Annotated in this window: 13 protein-coding genes; 2 read left to right on the top strand and 11 right to left on the bottom strand. The window is 49.7% G+C overall.

From position 1 onward, the window contains the following. Positions 1 to 329: 329 nt before the first annotated feature. The 5 genes from D4L85_RS30890 to D4L85_RS30870 form a co-directional block, all read right to left on the bottom strand. The gene (locus D4L85_RS30890) at positions 330 to 1,121 is read right to left on the bottom strand and encodes a restriction endonuclease (protein ID WP_119757978.1); all 792 of its coding nucleotides are present in this window, start codon (positions 1,119 to 1,121) and stop codon (positions 330 to 332) included. Between the two features lie 136 nt (positions 1,122 to 1,257). Continuing rightward, positions 1,258 to 1,731: a GNAT family N-acetyltransferase gene (locus D4L85_RS30885; RefSeq protein WP_119757977.1), complete on the bottom strand. Its 474-nt coding sequence runs from the start codon at positions 1,729 to 1,731 to the stop codon at positions 1,258 to 1,260. A gap of 37 nt (positions 1,732 to 1,768) precedes the next feature. After that, positions 1,769 to 2,647, bottom strand: coding sequence for an alpha/beta fold hydrolase (locus D4L85_RS30880; RefSeq protein WP_119757976.1), 879 nt, complete (start codon positions 2,645 to 2,647; stop codon positions 1,769 to 1,771). A gap of 83 nt (positions 2,648 to 2,730) precedes the next feature. After that, on the bottom strand, positions 2,731 to 3,588 hold the full coding sequence (locus tag D4L85_RS30875) for an RNA polymerase sigma factor (protein ID WP_119757975.1): 858 nt from the start codon (positions 3,586 to 3,588) through the stop codon (positions 2,731 to 2,733). Positions 3,589 to 3,669: 81 nt separating this feature from the next. Further along, the gene (locus tag D4L85_RS30870; protein ID WP_119759013.1) at positions 3,670 to 4,473 is read right to left on the bottom strand and encodes an SDR family NAD(P)-dependent oxidoreductase; all 804 of its coding nucleotides are present in this window, start codon (positions 4,471 to 4,473) and stop codon (positions 3,670 to 3,672) included. A gap of 182 nt (positions 4,474 to 4,655) precedes the next feature. Here D4L85_RS30870 and D4L85_RS30865 point away from each other — a divergent pair, with 182 nt between their 5' ends. Beyond that, positions 4,656 to 5,378 (top strand): class I SAM-dependent methyltransferase, encoded by a 723-nt coding sequence (locus tag D4L85_RS30865; protein WP_119757974.1) that lies wholly within the window; start codon positions 4,656 to 4,658, stop codon positions 5,376 to 5,378. A 55-nt stretch (positions 5,379 to 5,433) separates the two neighbouring features. Here D4L85_RS30865 and D4L85_RS30860 read toward each other — a convergent pair whose 3' ends face one another. From D4L85_RS30860 to D4L85_RS30840, 4 genes are all read right to left on the bottom strand, one after another. Then, a complete protein-coding gene (locus D4L85_RS30860; protein WP_119757973.1) occupies positions 5,434 to 5,874 on the bottom strand; it encodes an SRPBCC family protein in 441 nt (146 codons plus the stop codon). Then, positions 5,871 to 6,764, bottom strand: a complete 894-nt coding sequence (locus D4L85_RS34885; protein ID WP_228450682.1) for an SRPBCC family protein — start codon at positions 6,762 to 6,764, stop codon at positions 5,871 to 5,873. Before D4L85_RS34885 ends, D4L85_RS30860 begins: the two co-directional genes overlap by 4 nt. A 112-nt stretch (positions 6,765 to 6,876) precedes the next feature. Then, positions 6,877 to 7,644 carry a helix-turn-helix domain-containing protein gene (locus D4L85_RS30845; protein ID WP_335621970.1) on the bottom strand — a complete coding sequence of 256 codons (768 nt, stop codon included), beginning with the start codon at positions 7,642 to 7,644 and terminating at the stop codon, positions 6,877 to 6,879. Between the two features lie 281 nt (positions 7,645 to 7,925). After that, positions 7,926 to 8,741 (bottom strand): DUF6268 family outer membrane beta-barrel protein, encoded by an 816-nt coding sequence (locus tag D4L85_RS30840; RefSeq protein ID WP_119757971.1) that lies wholly within the window; start codon positions 8,739 to 8,741, stop codon positions 7,926 to 7,928. Positions 8,742 to 9,245: 504 nt separating this feature from the next. On the opposite strand from D4L85_RS30840, the gene D4L85_RS30835 reads away from it, so the two are divergent. Beyond that, complete coding sequence (locus D4L85_RS30835) at positions 9,246 to 13,031, top strand: bifunctional metallophosphoesterase/BamA family protein (protein WP_119757970.1); 3,786 nt, start codon at positions 9,246 to 9,248, stop codon at positions 13,029 to 13,031. Positions 13,032 to 13,066: 35 nt separating this feature from the next. Here D4L85_RS30835 and D4L85_RS30830 read toward each other — a convergent pair whose 3' ends face one another. Together D4L85_RS30830 and D4L85_RS30825 are read right to left on the bottom strand one after the other, a co-directional pair. Next, the gene (locus D4L85_RS30830; RefSeq protein ID WP_119757969.1) at positions 13,067 to 14,152 is read right to left on the bottom strand and encodes a WG repeat-containing protein; all 1,086 of its coding nucleotides are present in this window, start codon (positions 14,150 to 14,152) and stop codon (positions 13,067 to 13,069) included. Between the two features lie 209 nt (positions 14,153 to 14,361). Then, the gene (locus D4L85_RS30825) at positions 14,362 to 16,725 is read right to left on the bottom strand and encodes a T9SS type A sorting domain-containing protein (RefSeq protein WP_119757968.1); all 2,364 of its coding nucleotides are present in this window, start codon (positions 16,723 to 16,725) and stop codon (positions 14,362 to 14,364) included. Positions 16,726 to 16,727: the final 2 nt, after the last annotated feature.

The following is a 16,727-nucleotide window of genomic DNA, read 5'->3' as shown; positions in this document are numbered from 1 at the left end:
CATCGCTATTGATCGAAACTACCTTTTGTTCTGCGCTTAATTTTATGAATGCTAAATGAGCTACGAGACCTAATCCTTTATTTTTGTCTGGCCATTCTCTTCCTTGGCCCTGGAGAAGGATAGAAAGACAATGTTAATAGAATTGCTAGCCTGATTTTCATAGGTTTTGGGGTTTGAACTGAAGATAATAAAGAATCCCCACTTGAGGGGCTTGGCGGATATAGTACAATTGTACTAGGGGTTCTCTCAATAGTGCGAAAGAGCATGGCGAAGTTAATAAGGCGTTTTGACGAGCTTACGTTCCTTTCCGGGATCTTAGATTTTAAGTCTTAGTAATAGCTGTCTCTGTGAATAACGGGCAAGCTATTTATTGGATGGTCACTCAGAAAATCTTCAAGAGATGTGTATTCGGGACGCTGTGATAATCGCAGAGCATCGTAAAATCTTTTGGCATCGTACAATTCTATAGAATAACCCTTTTCTTCGAACCGATTAACCGTGTTGGCCGCTCCACTCTGAAACGTAGATGTACTAACGAATATACCTTTTGTCATTCCCTTCAAGACTAAGGCTCCAACCAAAGAGCGGATCTGTTCTACCTTAATAGAATTCCTATAACGTTTGACCTGAACCCCGATTTTAGAACTTTCATTTTCCAGGATAACATCAACCCCATCGTCTCCGGTGTATCCGGTGACTTGGATGTGATACCCGAGAGATTTAAAGACGCTGCCGACCGTTTCTTCAAAAACTCTTGGGTGTAGAGAAAATCGGGACTCGTACCTCACCAATAAGAACTTTTTCACTTCGTCAATTGGGCTGTTGATGTCTGCAACATCCAAGTTTTTGAGAACAGAGATGGCTGCACTGGTCTTTTCAACACCTTCCACATTTGCTACAGCTGGCGGAGCATAAAGTTCATGATGTGCCGTCCACCACCCGCAGATTGGGCAAAAGCTGACTCTGATTTTTTCTCCATGCCAATAGTCCCCTTTTATAGCGGGCTTGATCTCATGGGAAAGGATCTCCAATTTACTCTTGCAATAAATGCAATTTTCATACTTTGGAAACTTCTCCCTTTTATCGAAGTCCAGGTGATCGGAGAACATCCATATGCTCATATAATTTCTCTTTAGAATACGAGATATTGAATAACCTTGCTCTAAAAAACGATCCAAAAACAAACCCGCCGCGTTCTAGCGTTTTTACTTGCGCTGCCGATCATATCACAAATGCAACCTATCGCCCGGCCGCGTTTTATTTGTCTATTCGTTTCTCAAATACAACTACGTGTTTATTTGCCCCGGAATAATCTCTCACAACATTCACCCCCGCTTCATTTGGCTGTCCAAGCAAGGTCATTCCAATCCGGGTTTTATGAAAAGCTATTGATTTTGCGTTTGATGCGGTGGTGATGGCCTTAATCTTCGCTATCCCTTTTGATTTCGCTATGTTTATAAAGTTCTCATATAATAATTCACCCAATCCTTGTCTTTGATACTTTTCTCGTACGCCCAGCAAATGAACATACGCCAAACTCTCGGTCTGCGAATAAAATCCAAACAAATAAGCAATCGCTTGTCCTTGCTCCTTGATTACAAAAGCTGTATTCCCAAATTCATAGATCAAATAGGGGTGATGTAGATGAAGTGTTCTATCGCTTCCCCAAAAATCGACGATATCTTTGACGATTTCGTCGTACTCAAGCATGGTGCATTTTTCAATTTTCATGAATCAAATCAGTTATGGATATCTTTTCAAATTTGTGTTACCGCTGTAAAAAGTCCATCAGACCTTTCTGCACTTGTTCGGTTTGCTCTTGAACCATCCAGTGGCCCGAACCTGCTATTCTCACTTCCTCGACATTTTCGGCGACGAGTCGTGCGTGATCGGCCAGGAACGGGGCGCAGGAAAATTCTCCGCCCATGGCCAGTACCGGCATTTTTAATTTTTTCTTCGTGAGTTCCTGGTTGTCCTTTACGTCCTGGCGAAATGAGCCGAACCAGTGGAAGCTCCCCGTCGTCGATCCTTGGGTTGCATAAGCCCTGACAAACTCGTCCTTTTCCGCCTGTGTGAAGGGCGCCTTGTTAAGGCCGTATTGCTCGGGCCAAAAGTCGTACAGGAATTCTTTTTCCTTTCCCGCGACGAGATCACCGGCAATCGGTCTGGAGAAAAATCCAAAGTGCCAGATCGTCGTTGACATCCTGGTCCAGACCGGTTCAACACCCGGAATGAATGCATCAAGCAAGGCCAGCTTCTCAACTTCGTCGCCGTACTGTGCTGCATACGCATACGAAACCATAAGACCTATATCGTGCCCGACAAGCTTGATGCGCTTGAATCCAAGAGAAACAACGAGTTGATGAATGTCACTGGCCATTGTTTTCTTGTTGTAGCCGTCGGCCGGTTTGTTCGATTCACCAAGCCCCCGAAGCTCCGGGGTAATGACGGTGAAGTGCTTGGAAAATTCCGGTAACAACCTATTCCACATAAACCAATTTTGTCCGAACCCATGGACCAGCACAAGTGGGGGACCCTCTCCACCGATTACATAGTGAATATTAATGCCGTTGACGAAAGCGGTTTGATGTTTGAAGTTTTCCGGAGGGGAGGCAGGCTCGGAATGAAATGTCTCTGGGGTTTTCATCGTGTTTTTGAGGTTTATATTCTTACAGGTAAAGTTTCACTACAAAATACGGATCTCCAGAATTTTCCTTACGCGAAAACAAACTACTCTGCTTTGCCCTGCCGCTCCTCAAAGAAATCACTCTTCTCACCAATCGCCGTTCTGAGACACTTCATCATTTCTGCGTGGATGTCGGTGCCCGCGGCATGCAGGGGATCGATGGACTTTACCAATACTTCCCGTAGCGCAAAAAGTTGCTCCCGGTCAAATTTCTTTGAAGCTTTTACCAATTCCAACTTCATCAGTTCTTCTTGCTGATTTTGTTTGGGATTGAAAATTTCATTGAGATGGCTGCATTGGTGACAGACGCCATTCTTGTTGACCAACGCGCACCGGTGTTCAAAGATATCGGTTAGCGTATTCCGGGCATCGTTCAACAAGTGTTTTATTACGCCTTCCGTTTTTTCGAGAATCAGGCAAATTTCATTTACCTGAAAATCATAGATGTTCTTCAAGATCAGGGCAACCTGGTTTTCGATGGGCAGGGTCTTTGAGATGCAGGTGAAGCAGTAGTCAATGTGCTCTTTCATCTCGTAGGCCCCGGTGGGCGATGTGTCGTGAACCATCCAAAAGACCTTCCGGATCTCTTCCGAGCTGATGGCCAGGTCTGCCGCCCGGTCCTGGGCATCGGGTTGCCATCGTTTTTGTTTTCTGAGATGATCGTAGGCAAGGTTGGTGGCGATCTTGAATACCCAGGTTTTTAGCGAAGCATCCTGGTTGAAGGTGGATATGTTCGCAAACGCTTTGATGAAAGCGTCATGGGCCAGGTCGTCCACATCGTCGCGATCGGTGAGCAAGCGGTACAGGTAGGATTTCAGTTGGTTTTGAAATTCGGCAAACAGGGTTTGGAACGCATTTATGTCGCCGGCCATGGCCGATTTCAGGACGTCTTCTCTTTCCATTCGATTTCGTTAAAATGGGATTGCAACCTTCGTGGGAAAGGCTGCAACCACCAATGTACTATAAAAAAAATATTTGCTGTGCTATAAAATGTTCAGCTTGCCGCAATCCACGTCGACAATGTGACTGTTGAATGCTACGCCGGTTTCAGAAGCGAGGAAGGCCGCTGTTTCGCCGAGTTGTTTCAAGGTCGGACTCGTCTTTAAGATGTCGAAGGCCTTGTACTGTGCCACCACCTGTTCTGTAGGCACTCCGTATTGTTGCGCCGTGGCATTGATCCCCCCGGAAATCCGTGTTGTTTCCATGAGGGCGTTGGAACAAATGCACATCACCTTTATTCCGTCGCCTCCCCATTCGGCGGCCATCACGCGCGTCAACCCTTCTATGGCGGCGCTGGCGGCTGTGATGCCGGCCAGGTTGGGGATTTTGGACCGGGACAGTGAAGCGGTGAGCAGTAAGATGGTTCCCTCGGATTGGGTTTGCATCATGTACTTTGCCGCTGTCCGCGAAGTGAGGAATTGCGATCCGCAGATCTTCTCCATGGGCGCCATAAAATGTTCGAACGTTGCCAACGTGGTGAGTGGACGCCCACCCATCTCGGCATAGCTAAGGCCGATGCCATTGAAGACGACATCCAGCTTGCCGTTGTCAGCGATGACTTTCTTCAGAAAGTTGTCGATTTCAATCTCCTTCAAGGCGTCCACTTTGGCGGCTTCCGCGTGGCCGCCGGTGGCTTTGATCTCCTGGGCTAATGCCTTTACGGCGTCGAGGTTCCGGGCGGTGACGTACACCTTTGCCCCGTGTTGGGAAAACGATCGTGCGACGGCTCCGGCAATTTCACCGGATGCGCCAAATACGACGGCTACTTTGTCTTTCAGATTTTTCATTTTGTTTGAATTTCTCTTTTGACGGTTGAGCGCCGTCAAACGGTCGGGATTTTCAAAGAAAATGGAAACAATCTCATAACAAACTGATCCTCAGTTCGTAATGACAAGAATGGCGGGATAAAATGGATGCTTTCAAATATGGGGTTAAACCGGGTAATTGCACCCATCAAAAAGTTTTAAGCATGAACACGGACTATTCAAAAAAAGCGACCAACCAACAGATCCGGGAAAGATTTGACAAGGACACCGAACGTTTTTCCAATCTCGAGACCGGCCAGCAAACCACCATCGACGCGCCGCTCACCATGGAGCTGTGCACGGAGGCGGCAAAGTATGCTACCCCGCATGCAACGGAACTGCTGGACATCGGCTGCGGCGCCGGCAACTACACCCTGAAGATGTTAGGCAAGATCCCCGGCCTGAACTGCACGCTGAATGATCTGAGCATGCCGATGCTGGAGAAAGCAAAGGAGAGGGTCTCGCCACAAACAAAGGGCAGGGTTACCGTGATCCAGGACGACATGCGAAACCTGGACCTGCCGGACAATCACTTTGACATCATTCTCGCTGCGGCCACCCTGCACCACTTGCGCGATGACCATGACTGGGAATTGATGTTTGCCAAAATATATAAAGCACTCAAACCCGGAGGCAGCTTTTGGATTTCCGATTTCATCACACATCATTCCGAAACCATCACCACGTTATTTGAGGATAAGTATAGCCGCTACCTCGAGACGCTGGGAGGGCCGGAGTACCGTCAGAAAGTATGGGACTATGTAAATTATGAGGACACCCCACGCTCGCTGAACTTTCAGCTTGCTTTGCTGGCAAAAGTAGGATTCACCAAGATCGATATCTTACACAAGCACTCGTGCTTCGCCGCCTTTGGCGCAATAAAATAGTGACTAGTGCGTCCGTCATGTCCATCCTAACCCGGCGGGGTCAACTTAATGTGCTTCATCCCGGGCGACCCGCGGTCGCCATAGCTTTAGCGAAGGCGATCTTGATCACCGTCTCCCAACCCTGTGTGCACCTGGAGTAACATTCTTTTTCCGGAACGAGGCATTCATGCGTAAAGTTGAGTTCAGTCAGGTCACCTTTAGGCGTGATCTCAAAAACCATTTTAGTATTGGTCCATTCGCCCTGATCTTTTTCGAGCCATGTCAATCGGCTGTCTGTAACAAGCCACACGATTTTCCGGTCGGGGATGACCTCCACTACTTTCTGTTTTGAGTAATGCACGTCTCCATGCCGGATGGTAAACTCATCGCCTGGCGATGCACTCTTTCCTTCAAAGTCTTCGCCGCTCCACCATTTTGAAACGGCTTTGAGATGATCGAAAACATCTTTCGGGGAATGTGCTATCGCGATCGTTGCCGTGTAACTCTGATCTTTCATTTTTTGGCGTAAGGGCGGTTAAAATTACCTTTTCCTGTGGTGAAATAGGAGAACAAACTTGTTTTGATCCAATGGGTCCAGCCGGGTTCGCAGTCTTTGAAACACTCCACTTCCGGTGTGAGGCCCTCATGTGTGAAGGTCAGGTGGGTGATGCCGTTGTTTTCGGCGAGATCGAAGATCAATTTGGTGTTGGCCCATTCTTTTTTATCCGAATACCAGGGCATATGGCAATCGGTCACCAACCAGACCACTCTTTTGCCGGGAATTAATTCTGTGACGGTAAAGTCGAAGAAGGAATCCCCGCCCATCTTTACGATGAACGTATCATTTTGATTTTCGGCACTTCCCGAAAAGGATACATCCCACCACGCCGGTATATCGCTGATCTTTTTGATGGCTTCGTCCGGGCTGATCTTTGCAGCGATGCGGGCTTTAAAATCATGCGACAGAGCTTTGCCCTCCGACAAATAGGCATACAGGTTTTGCTTGATGATCGTATCCCAGCCCTTGGCACATTCGGTATAACACTCTTTTTCCGGAAGAAGACCTTCGTGCGTGAACTTGAGTTCGGTCGTGTCGCCTTTCGGGGTGAGTTCAAAAACCATCTTCGTGTTGGTCCATTCGTTCTTGTCTTTTTCTATCCAGTTGATTTTACTCTCCGTGACCAGCGATACGACCTTCTTGTCGGGAATAACTTCGATCAACTTATGTTTTGAATAATGAATGTCTCCCTGGGCGTCTCCATACCGGAGAATAAATTCATCATTCAGTTTTGCGGTCTGCCCTTCAATGTGACGGGTCCACCATTTTGTGAAATCGTTCATGCGCGTGAAGACATCTTTTTGCGATAATGCTACTTCAATGGTAGCCGAATAGCTTTGGCCTTTCATAGTATTTAATTTTTATTTTATAATGGATCGGATATTGCGAGCGTACGTCCTCGCACGATCTTTCTGTAAAGATGCTACGGCGATGATCTAAAAGTATTGTACGAATCGGAAGTCAGGCCCGGTAAGCCTTGGTGCCCAGCTCATTTAAGCTGTTTTGAAGTTCGGTAGGGGTTGTGCCGGTAAACCTTTTGAATGCCCTGAGAAAATGGGACTGGTCGTGGTAGTGATGGTAAATTTGTTCCTTCAGGTATTGAAGTTTACTGCCGGCCGCGAAGGCCTGGTAAAATTGTCTGAACCGGACGATCTCGGAAAGATTTTTCGGTCCAGTGCCCAGGTGCTCCGAGAATTTCGTATGGAGCCAACGGGAGCTATAGCCGGTTTCCTTTTCAAGCTGGGCCACGGTGACTAAACCTTTGGAGTCCTCTATCCGGTTGATGCAATAATCATAGATGGGGTCCGCCGCGTGTTTTTCCAATTGCCTGATCAGAAAATCCTGGAGAACCTGCAATTTCAGGGTCACGGATTTTGCTTCCGCGAGCCTCACCTGCAAATCTTCGGCGCGGTTGCCGATGAGGTCAGACAACTTTACGATTTGGTTTTTGAAATCGGCGTAGGATAAATGAAAGAAACGATAGGCGCCCATCGGGTTGAATTCAACGCCGATCGTACCCGTCGGCGCATCGTCCTGACAATCCAGAATGACAGGAGAATCGATTATCCCCGACAACCTGATCTCATTCTCACCTAACGTGAACGTCTGATCACCAATGTGGCTCACGATCCCCTTTCGATAACCAAACGCTAACTTGAAATTAGCATTGGGGACGATCAATTTTTTATCCAGTTCAGGCATCCGCCCCTCGCTTTCAAAGACCCACATCTTCGCAATGAAGGGCCGAAGCAGTGGGTGAGGCGTGACCGGAATGAATTGAAAATTTGGCATGGTCTCTCGCGAAAGATTACAGATAATTAAAAATGGTAATCTGAAATTAAGGGATTGACCAGGTCTTTGCAATACGCAGGGAATACCTGGAAACGAAATTCCCTTTCAACAGACCCAAACCCGCAGATTTACTTTTCTGACTGCTGGCTACTGACTACTGGCTACTGAAGATGATGACCAGATCGTCAGGAATGAATTCTCGCTCTAAAGATTAAAGTTTATTGGAACGGCGACCTCAAATAGAGTTCCAGTTGGAATACAAATCCGGAGGTTCTTACCGCGGTCACTTCGCCGGGCAGGTGCGTGCTGATGTTGCGGCGATAGCCTCCAAAGGCTTCGGCACCGATCAACTTTGTGAATTGTTTGTTGTAGGCAATGCCCAAATCGGCCTCCGTTCTTCTGAACGCATAGGGCTGCGTGCCGTTGTTGATCCAATACGCGCGCGTAACGGCTTCGGCCCTGACATAAAGAATATCCGTGGGTGAAAGATTCCGTCGCAAGGCGATCTTGTAGGGCAGATTTATTTCAATGCCACCTTTCGATGAATAATTGTAGTTAAACATAAAAACCGGGAGGACGGTGAAACGGTTGAAGCTCTTATTCAACATAAAGCCAAAACCGATCTCCCGGTTCGGAGCGGTGCGCTTGAGATAGACGGATGAGAACGTATAGTTGATGGGAACGTTGTCATGCGGTTGATCATGAAGATTTCCGCTTTGGTTGATGTTAGCGTTAAAGGCAAGCCAGGCGAGGCTATCGACACTAAGGCACGAGCGTACATCAAGTCCCATCGAGCGAAGGTTCCAGCCTCCCAGAGGGCGGAGGGGGTTCTCTCCGTCGCTTTGAAATTCAAGTTGCTCGGTGCGGTATTGCGGACCCAGTAGCAGCGCGAACTTCGACAGGTTAACCACCGGGATCCACATCTTGAAATAGAAATCCTCTTGCGTATACGTCTTCGTGGGGGAACCGTCAACCCGGTATGCCTTTCCCGGCGCCTGTGTATGTCGAAGCGTGATCCATTTGGAAGGACTCATCCCTGGAAGGCCCGGTCTTCGTTTTTGATTTTGGCAACGTGCTATTTGACCCGAGCACAAGCATAAGCTTATCAACAAAGTGCATTGCGTAAATCGGCGGACGGTTCGGTTCATATTCTTTTTGCCCTTCAGAAAAACCTCAAGTTATATTACTGTCGATCGTGAGACGGAGCGAAGATATCGCGAATAGCAATCGAGTAATATTTAGGGGAATTAATTGCAATATACGACAACCCGCCGGATGTTTTTTCGTAGCCCGGTGGATAAAATTATGCTTCACAACAAAGCTTCACAACAAAGTCCCCCTGGTGAGTCACCAGTGTGCGGGCAAATTCCGAACCGTTTTTAGCCTGATGTTCCCGGCCCTGTCATCGGGGCTGGCCGAATGCTGCTCCGGTTGTATAACCGGGTCGGAATGGATAACTTCTGATCGCTTTTTTGCCGACACGAAAAGCCTGCATATTCAACTAAAAAAGCCCATATTTAAGGACTACGGTAAGTAACATGAACAAAAGTCTACCCTCCCAAACGCTTTTACTCCTGTTGTTCCTGGCCTCCTGCGCATCCTATAAACGACAATATTCAAAGGAAGCGCGGCAATGGAAAAACGCAACTCCATCTCCCAATCTGGTACTCAAACATACCATGTACTTGCTTGGCGATGCCGGAAACGCAACAGAACCCGGCAGCGGGGGAGTTATCAAATACCTGAAGTCCAAACTCGGGTCGGCATCCATCAATAGCTCCGTTTTGTTTCTGGGCGACAACATTTATGAATACGGGATGCCGCCCAAGGAAGAGCAGGCAAAACGCGCCGATGCGGAACAACGCATCCTCGCCCAACTGCAGATGCTCGACGATTTTAAAGGACGCCCCGTTTTTGTCCCTGGAAATCACGACTGGCGCGGCTGGGGTCAGAGCGGGTTGCATAGCCAGGAGAATTTTGTGGAATCCTATCTCAACACCCATCGTGGCGTGAAGGACAAAGACGATTGGGAAAACTATTTCCTGCCCGACGATGGCTGCTCGGGTCCCGAAGCGATAGAACTGAACGACAACGTCGTGATCCTGGTGGTCGATTCGCAATGGTGGTTGGGAGATTCTGATGTGGAACCAAAAATGAATGATGGATGTGCGGCCCGTAACAAGGCGAGCTTCCGTTTTATTTTTGAAAACATGGTGCGTAAATACCGTAACCAGAATTTGATCATCGCCCTGCACCACCCGCCCTACACGTACGGCCCGCATGGTGGTGGGTTTACGGTGAAGCAACACTTGTTTCCACTCACCGACATCAATCCCAAGTGGTGGGTACCCCTTCCGGGCATCGGCAGTTTAGCCGCCTTTTTCAGAGCCAGTATCGGATCGAAGCAAGATCTTGCGCACCAGGACTACAAAGAACTCCGCACGGCACTATTGGCCAGCGCGAATAAAAATGGAAGCTTCATCTTTGCCAGCGGTCATGAACACGCCTTGCAATATATCGACCGCGACGGTCAGCAGTTTATTGTCAGCGGAAGTGCATCAAAGACCAGTCCGGTCGATCTGGGTCGGGGTTCAGAATTTGCATCGGGTGCTCTGGGCTATAGTACGCTTTCGTTCTACGAAGGAGGGGAGACGTGGGTGCAGTTTTATGAGGTGAATGCAGAAGGGACAACGGAGACACTGGTGTTCCAGAAAAAAATAAAAGATAACCTGCCGCTCGCCAACGAAGTGCTTCAGACGTCCTTTCCCGAATACGATCAGCACCAGGACTCTACGACGCAGGCCGTCACGAGCAATAGTGTGAAGCCGATTGGAGGGTTTCATAAATTCTTCCTCGGCGCCCACCACCGCGATCTTTATCTGGAGCAATATAAGTTTCCCGTGCTGGACATGAACACGTTTAAGGGGGGTGTCACGCCGGTCAAACAAGGAGGGGGCAATCAGACCAACTCTCTTCGCGTGCAAGATGCCAACGGCCGCGACTACGCGTTCCGTGGGATGACGAAGGACGCCACGCGTTTTATGCCCTATCCGTTTAATAAAATGGTGGCGGCCAAATACCTGGTAGAGGACAACTTCCTGGCAACACACCCCTTTGCACCGTTGGCGGTTCCCTACCTCGCGGATGCGATCGATGTTTATCACGCTAACCCGCGATTGTACTACATCCCAGCGCAGCCGCGACTGGGAGTTTATAACAGGCTCTTTGGCGGAGGCATGCACCTCGTGGAAGAGCGTGCTTCCGGAAAGCATTGGAAAGAAGCGCCCTTCTTTGGTTCGCCCGACAAGATCGTGAGCACGCCGGATATGGTCGACAATCTTTTGAAGGACAGCAAGTACCAGGTGGATGAAGAATGGGCGGTGCGCACCAGGCTACTCGACTTTCTCCTTGGCGATTGGGACCGGCACGATGATCAGTGGACCTGGGCGAGTTTCGATCAGGAGGATGGTTCAAAACTATACCGGCCCATTCCCCGCGACCGCGATCAGGCTTTTTCGGCCTATGACGGATTGGTTTCGGCCATGGCCCGGCAAACGCTGCCATTCCTTCGTCAACTTCAATCGTATGGCCCGGAGATCAACAGCATGAAATGGACGACGTGGAGCGCGCGGCTTTTTGACCGGACCTTTCTGAACGAGCTCAGTTGGGCGCAGTGGGAAGCGCAGGTGAAATTTATACAGGAACACCTCACGGATGAAGTCATCGAAGGTGCGTTCCGCGATTGGCCGCAAAAAGCACGTGAACTTTCGGCGCCGGGGATCATCACCAGCCTGAAGACCCGCCGCAACGACCTGATGAAAATCGCGCGGACACACTATGAGTTCCTGGGGCAAAAAGTTGATGTCATCGGCACGGAAGAACGGGAACGTTTTGAAGTGGAGCGCATTGACAGTGACCATACCAAAGTCACCGCCTATGAAATAAACAAGAAAGGGGAGATCAAACGGCAGTTCTATCAGCGAACCTTTGAGAACGACGTCACGCCCGAGATCGATGTGTATGGCAACGGCGACGACGATGACTTTGTGGTGAAAGGCGATGTGTCGAAGGGCATCCGCGTGCGGCTCATTGGTGGATTGGGGAACGATGAATTTACGGACGAGTCGCGTGTGGCACGCGGCAGCAGGAAGACCTTTGTGTATGACGACCTCCGCAAGAACACACTCCATGCAGGACCCGAGACCCGCGACAAACGGACCGATGTCGCCCGCTTTAATATTTATGACCGGCGCGGCTACGACAGCGAGTATGACATCGCCATACCGTTTCCCATCATCGGGTTTAACCCCGACGATCAGCTCTTGTTTGGAGGAACTATGAATTTGGTGAAGCACGGCTTTAAGAAGATTCCTTATGCGTCCCTTCAGCGTATGGGGGCTTCGTTTGCCACGGGAACGCTGGCCTTCAAGGCCAACTATGAGGGCGACTTCCTCAACGTGGTGAAGAACTGGGATTTCTATCTCGACGCGCAGTATCATGGACCCAGTTTTGCTTTCAACTTTGCCGGCCTTGGCAACGAAACGCAGCGGCCGGTAAACAATCCCAACTTCTACCGGGTGCGGCAAGGATTGATTCGCTTGTATCCGGCCATTAAGAAACGTTTTGCAGGCGTGGGTGGCTACTTCACCCTCGGCCCCACCTTTACGGCTTCGAATATTCAGAATACTGCCGGGCGTTATATCCGGATCTACGGTCAGGGAGAAAACGCAGAAATATTTGACCGGAAATATTTCGCCGGGGCCGAGCTTGGATTTCACTACAACAACGTCGACAATTTGTTTGCACCGCACGCCGGGGTCCGGTTCAACACGACCTTGAGTTGGATGGATAATATCAAGGATTCCAAAAGTTTTACGTCGCTGCGTTCACAGCTCGCCGTCTTCAAGGCTATCGACCGGAAGGAGAATCTGATCATCGGAACACAGATTGGTTATGGACAGAACTTCGGGAAGGGTTATGAATTCTTTCAGATGCCGACGCTTGGCGGATCGCTGGGCTTGCGGGGTTATCGCACCGAACGGTTCTATGGCGACATCGCCTACTGGCAAAGCACCGACGTTCGCTGGCGGATCAGCAGCAGTGTCAACCGGATCCTGCCGTTTACGCTGGGTATGTTTGGCGGCTTCGATTATGGCCGGGTATGGCTGATCGGCGAATCATCCGAAGCCTGGCATAACAGTTATGGCGGTGGGCTTTGGGTTGCGCCGGTAGATGCCTTGGTGTTTTCCTTAGGTGTGTTTATGCCAAAAGAGGAACACGAAGAATCTCCGCGAGGGGTGTTTCGGGTTGGATTTAGTTTTTGAGGGATGAAAGGAGAATGATGATTGTCCTGCGCCGTCTATCGCCACACTTCTTTTCCGTCCTTATCAATATAACCTTGTTTCCCGTCTAGCTTAAACGCAATCTTATCGTAGTCGAGGTAGATCTCGTCATACTTTTGTTGAGCGATCGTGTTTCCTTTTGTGTCCACGACGCCCCATCGGCCGCCGAGCCGGGTGGCGACAAAGACATTTTTCTGGTCATCGGTAAACACAATTTTTACGCTACTAAATCGGAGTGGGACTACCACATTTCCCTCCGTGTCCACCATACCCCAATGGCCATCCAATTCTACGGCTGCAAATTTGTCAAATCTGAATTCACCAACGGATTGATACTCGATTTTGCCAAGCACTTCTCCCTTTTCATTGACAAATCCCCATTTGCCATCGCGTTTCACGGCGGCCGCATAGCGGTAGAAGGTGGTCGCTTCATCATAAACCGGAGGGATAATTTCCACGCCCTCGCGATTGACAAATCCCTTTTTTGTGTTCAGGGTCACTAAGGCATGACCTTCCTGGAATTCTTCGACCGCATCATACCGGCACGGTACCTTTAGATTTCCTTCGAGGTCTATAAATCCCCATTTTCCATTTAGTCTTACACCGATCCTGTTTTCCCTCCACGCATAATCCACGGTCATGGAGTCATATTGGGGTGACGCGAGTTCCACGCCATCTTTGGAGATGAGGCCATACTTTTTGTTGTTTCGTATATAATCTACGCCGTAGCCGAACGCATGGCCCAAGGCATCATACTTTGTCGGAATAACTTCCTTTCCCGTGCCGTCGATCATTCCGGCTTTGCCTTTGTACAGCACCCAGGCCCTGTCTGTGCTGGGAAAGTAGTCGTCTGCGGAATCATATTTTAAAGGCGTTACCAGGACTCCTTTTTTGTTAATGAATCCCCACGTATGATTCAATTTGACCGGCGTTAATTTTCCATAAAAGTCGCTGGAGAAATCGTATTTGGCGGGGATAATGATTTGATCCTTTTCATTTTTGTATCCATATTTTCCATTCTTCTTAAACCGGACCAGGTAATCTTGCGCCATCACCGAAAAGGGTATCCACAACAACGCGAGCAGCAACGGGAATGTTTTCATGGAGATATGATTGATATTTAAACACTCAAAGGTACACGCCTTTTCAGAATTTTGCTGTCTTTACAACGCCTTTATCCATGCGTATGCCGCCGGCGTTGGTAGCCTGTGTGATAAATGGAATAAACAAAAAAGAAGGGCAGCACGCCGCTGCCCTTCCAATCTTTGCCTTTTACTGCTCACGGTAAAGCCCGCCTGATTCTGGCGAAGGGTTACTTTTCAATCAATAGCTTTTTGCGATACACGGAATAGCCTTGAACGATCTTCAACAGATACAAACCTGTGGGCAGGTCGCTTACGTTTATCGTCGGCGATTTTCCCTCCGTGGTTGCCTGCTTCACGCTCATGCCGCTGCTGGTCATGAAATGAACCGTGGCGGGTCCGTCTTGCTTAAAAGAAAGTGTTACAAGATCTTTTACAGGGTTGGGGTAGACGGTAGCGTCCGATTCTTCTGTCTCCGGCTCGATCAGTGTGCCGGCCGTTTCGGCGGATGCCACGGTCGCCGGTTGTGTTCCACCGTGGAGCGATTCCTTGGTTTGCTGGGTAGCCTTGCGGCAACTGTAGCCGGTGGGTGTTTCGATGACAACGCCAAAGGGCAAATTGCCATTTGATCCTTCGACCACCAGGTAATATGTGCCGGCCGCCAGCGTGGGTTTCAGCGGGGTGCCGTCGGTTAACACGAGAACGTACGTTCCAGCGTCATCGCCGGAGTCGACCCATGAATAGTATTGCTCGTCCACGAACGTTCCCGCGCTGTTCAACAGCACAAGGTGTAAATTATTTTGTCCGGTCCAGATCCACATGGAAACCTCCGACGCGCTGGCCAACGTGAATTTGAAATAGATATCTTCAGACGGTCCGCCGTAGTCGTTTCCGTAACCTGTAGGGTCAAGGAACGGTGAAGTATAGCCGCAACCTCCGACGTTAACAGCCAGGGGGTTGGCAAACGTGCTGCCGGGCGATCCTGTTACGTTGACGGTAATGTATTTAAAATCGTCGCAGCCGTTGGGCGAGATGGCCCTCACCATATAGGTTGTGGTTACGATAGGGGAGGCTACGACGCTCGCACCCGTGGTTGAGCTTAGCCCTGTTGCCGGCGACCATGCGTAGGTGACGCCAGTGCCAAACGCCTGCAACGTGGTTGAGTTGCCTGCCGCGATGGTCACATCCGATGACGTTGTAAAGATCGGAACCGCGCTGATCGCCAGTGGTAAATAGTTCGTGTCATCAAAGCCGCCATTGCCTTCGCTCACTACATAGTAGACACCCGGCTGAAGGAAGTAGACAAGTTCAACGCCTACATCGCACGAGAACAAAAACGCGCTGTATGGCACCACATTACCGGAAGCATTCAACAGCGCGATGGTGCCCGACACACCGTCCTGCTTGCAGTTCATGATCGACACTTTTGCCTCGGCGGTGAGATTGAACTTGTGAAACACGTCGTCGGTTTGGTTGCCATACTCGTTGCCGTAGCCGTATTCGGGAAAGTTGTACGACATGGCGCTGTAGTAGCTGCACATATTGAAATTGCCGAGGTCGATCGGGTTGGCCATCGTCGTGCCCGCGCGCTGAATGGTGATGGTGATCACATTGCTAAAGCTTGACGAGCCACCCGAGGTGACCTTGCGTCTGAAATACTGGGTGATCGAAACGGCAGGCGGATCATAGTGTTGGCCGGTAGCGCCCGCTATGTCCGTAAAACCCGATGGGTTGGCCAGGTTGGCCCACTGCCATTGGTATACAAAGCTCCCGCTGCCACCGCTGGGTGTGGAGCCGCTTATGGTGGTAGGGTCGCCCGAGTCAGTAAACGTGGCCGTCCCCGCGTAGGAGATGGTGTTGTTGGCAAGCGGTGCTGGCGATTTGGTAATGGACACAACGTTGCTGTTGGCCGTGACGCCTCCAGAGGTAGCCTTGCGGCGGTAGTAGGTGGTGGTCGTCGTGGTGGGCGCGCTAAAACTCGGTGGATCGTAGCTCATGCTGGTAGCCCCCGAAATATTGCTGTACCCGGAGGATGAGCTGGTAGTGCTGGACTCCCACTGGTAGGTGTACGAGCCCGTGCCGCCCTTTGGCAAATTGCCAGTAATCGCGCCGGGGTCGCCAGCACCTTCAAACAGTGTTTTGGAAGGCGCGGTAATGATATTCTCATACACCGGAATACGCGCCGTAACATCGGCGCTTTTGGTATTAATTCCGGTTGTATTCTCCTCGAACTGCGCATAGACGACGCCGTTCTTGTAGTCGAGCTGGCCCGGCATGATACCAAAAACATAGCTGCCGCTGAAAATATCGTTGGACCCCGACGGGTTCCAGGAACTGGCTGGAACGAATTCCCCAAGGGTAAGGCGTACGGCCGTGCCATTGGCTGGTTTGACGTAAAGATAAATCCAACCATCGCCGATCGCCTGCGTATGCGGCTTCGACATATCGATGGTATAAGACATATTACTCGATCCATTCGGCAGGGGTACATCAAAACTTGTTAAACCGTTTACTTTAAAAGTAACGGTCACCGCACACAAAGCGCAGGTTGTTGAAAGCAACAACAACCACGCAGACAGTAAAAATGTTTTCATAG

Source organism: Chryseolinea soli (assembly GCF_003589925.1).
Taxonomy (GTDB): domain Bacteria; phylum Bacteroidota; class Bacteroidia; order Cytophagales; family Cyclobacteriaceae; genus Chryseolinea; species Chryseolinea soli.
Note: the sequence above shows the minus strand (reverse complement) of the source record. Positions and strands in the feature narration are given on the sequence as shown.

Excerpts from the sequence above, each read along its gene's own strand:
- D4L85_RS30865 (WP_119757974.1), top strand. The coding sequence starts at position 4,656 with ATGAACACGGACTATTCAAAAAAAGCGACCAACCAACAGATCCGGGAA.
- D4L85_RS34885 (WP_228450682.1), bottom strand. The coding sequence starts at position 6,764 with ATGAAAGGCCAAAGCTATTCGGCTACCATTGAAGTAGCATTATCGCAA.
- D4L85_RS30840 (WP_119757971.1), bottom strand. The coding sequence starts at position 8,741 with ATGAGTCCTTCCAAATGGATCACGCTTCGACATACACAGGCGCCGGGA.
- D4L85_RS30885 (WP_119757977.1), bottom strand. The coding sequence starts at position 1,731 with ATGAAAATTGAAAAATGCACCATGCTTGAGTACGACGAAATCGTCAAA.
- D4L85_RS30875 (WP_119757975.1), bottom strand. The coding sequence starts at position 3,588 with ATGGAAAGAGAAGACGTCCTGAAATCGGCCATGGCCGGCGACATAAAT.
- D4L85_RS30880 (WP_119757976.1), bottom strand. The coding sequence starts at position 2,647 with ATGAAAACCCCAGAGACATTTCATTCCGAGCCTGCCTCCCCTCCGGAA.
- D4L85_RS30870 (WP_119759013.1), bottom strand. The coding sequence starts at position 4,473 with ATGAAAAATCTGAAAGACAAAGTAGCCGTCGTATTTGGCGCATCCGGT.
- D4L85_RS30890 (WP_119757978.1), bottom strand. The coding sequence starts at position 1,121 with ATGAGCATATGGATGTTCTCCGATCACCTGGACTTCGATAAAAGGGAG.
- D4L85_RS30845 (WP_335621970.1), bottom strand. The coding sequence starts at position 7,644 with ATGTGGGTCTTTGAAAGCGAGGGGCGGATGCCTGAACTGGATAAAAAA.
- D4L85_RS30825 (WP_119757968.1), bottom strand. The coding sequence starts at position 16,725 with ATGAAAACATTTTTACTGTCTGCGTGGTTGTTGTTGCTTTCAACAACC.
- D4L85_RS30830 (WP_119757969.1), bottom strand. The coding sequence starts at position 14,152 with ATGAAAACATTCCCGTTGCTGCTCGCGTTGTTGTGGATACCCTTTTCG.
- D4L85_RS30860 (WP_119757973.1), bottom strand. The coding sequence starts at position 5,874 with ATGAAAGATCAGAGTTACACGGCAACGATCGCGATAGCACATTCCCCG.
- D4L85_RS30835 (WP_119757970.1), top strand. The coding sequence starts at position 9,246 with ATGAACAAAAGTCTACCCTCCCAAACGCTTTTACTCCTGTTGTTCCTG.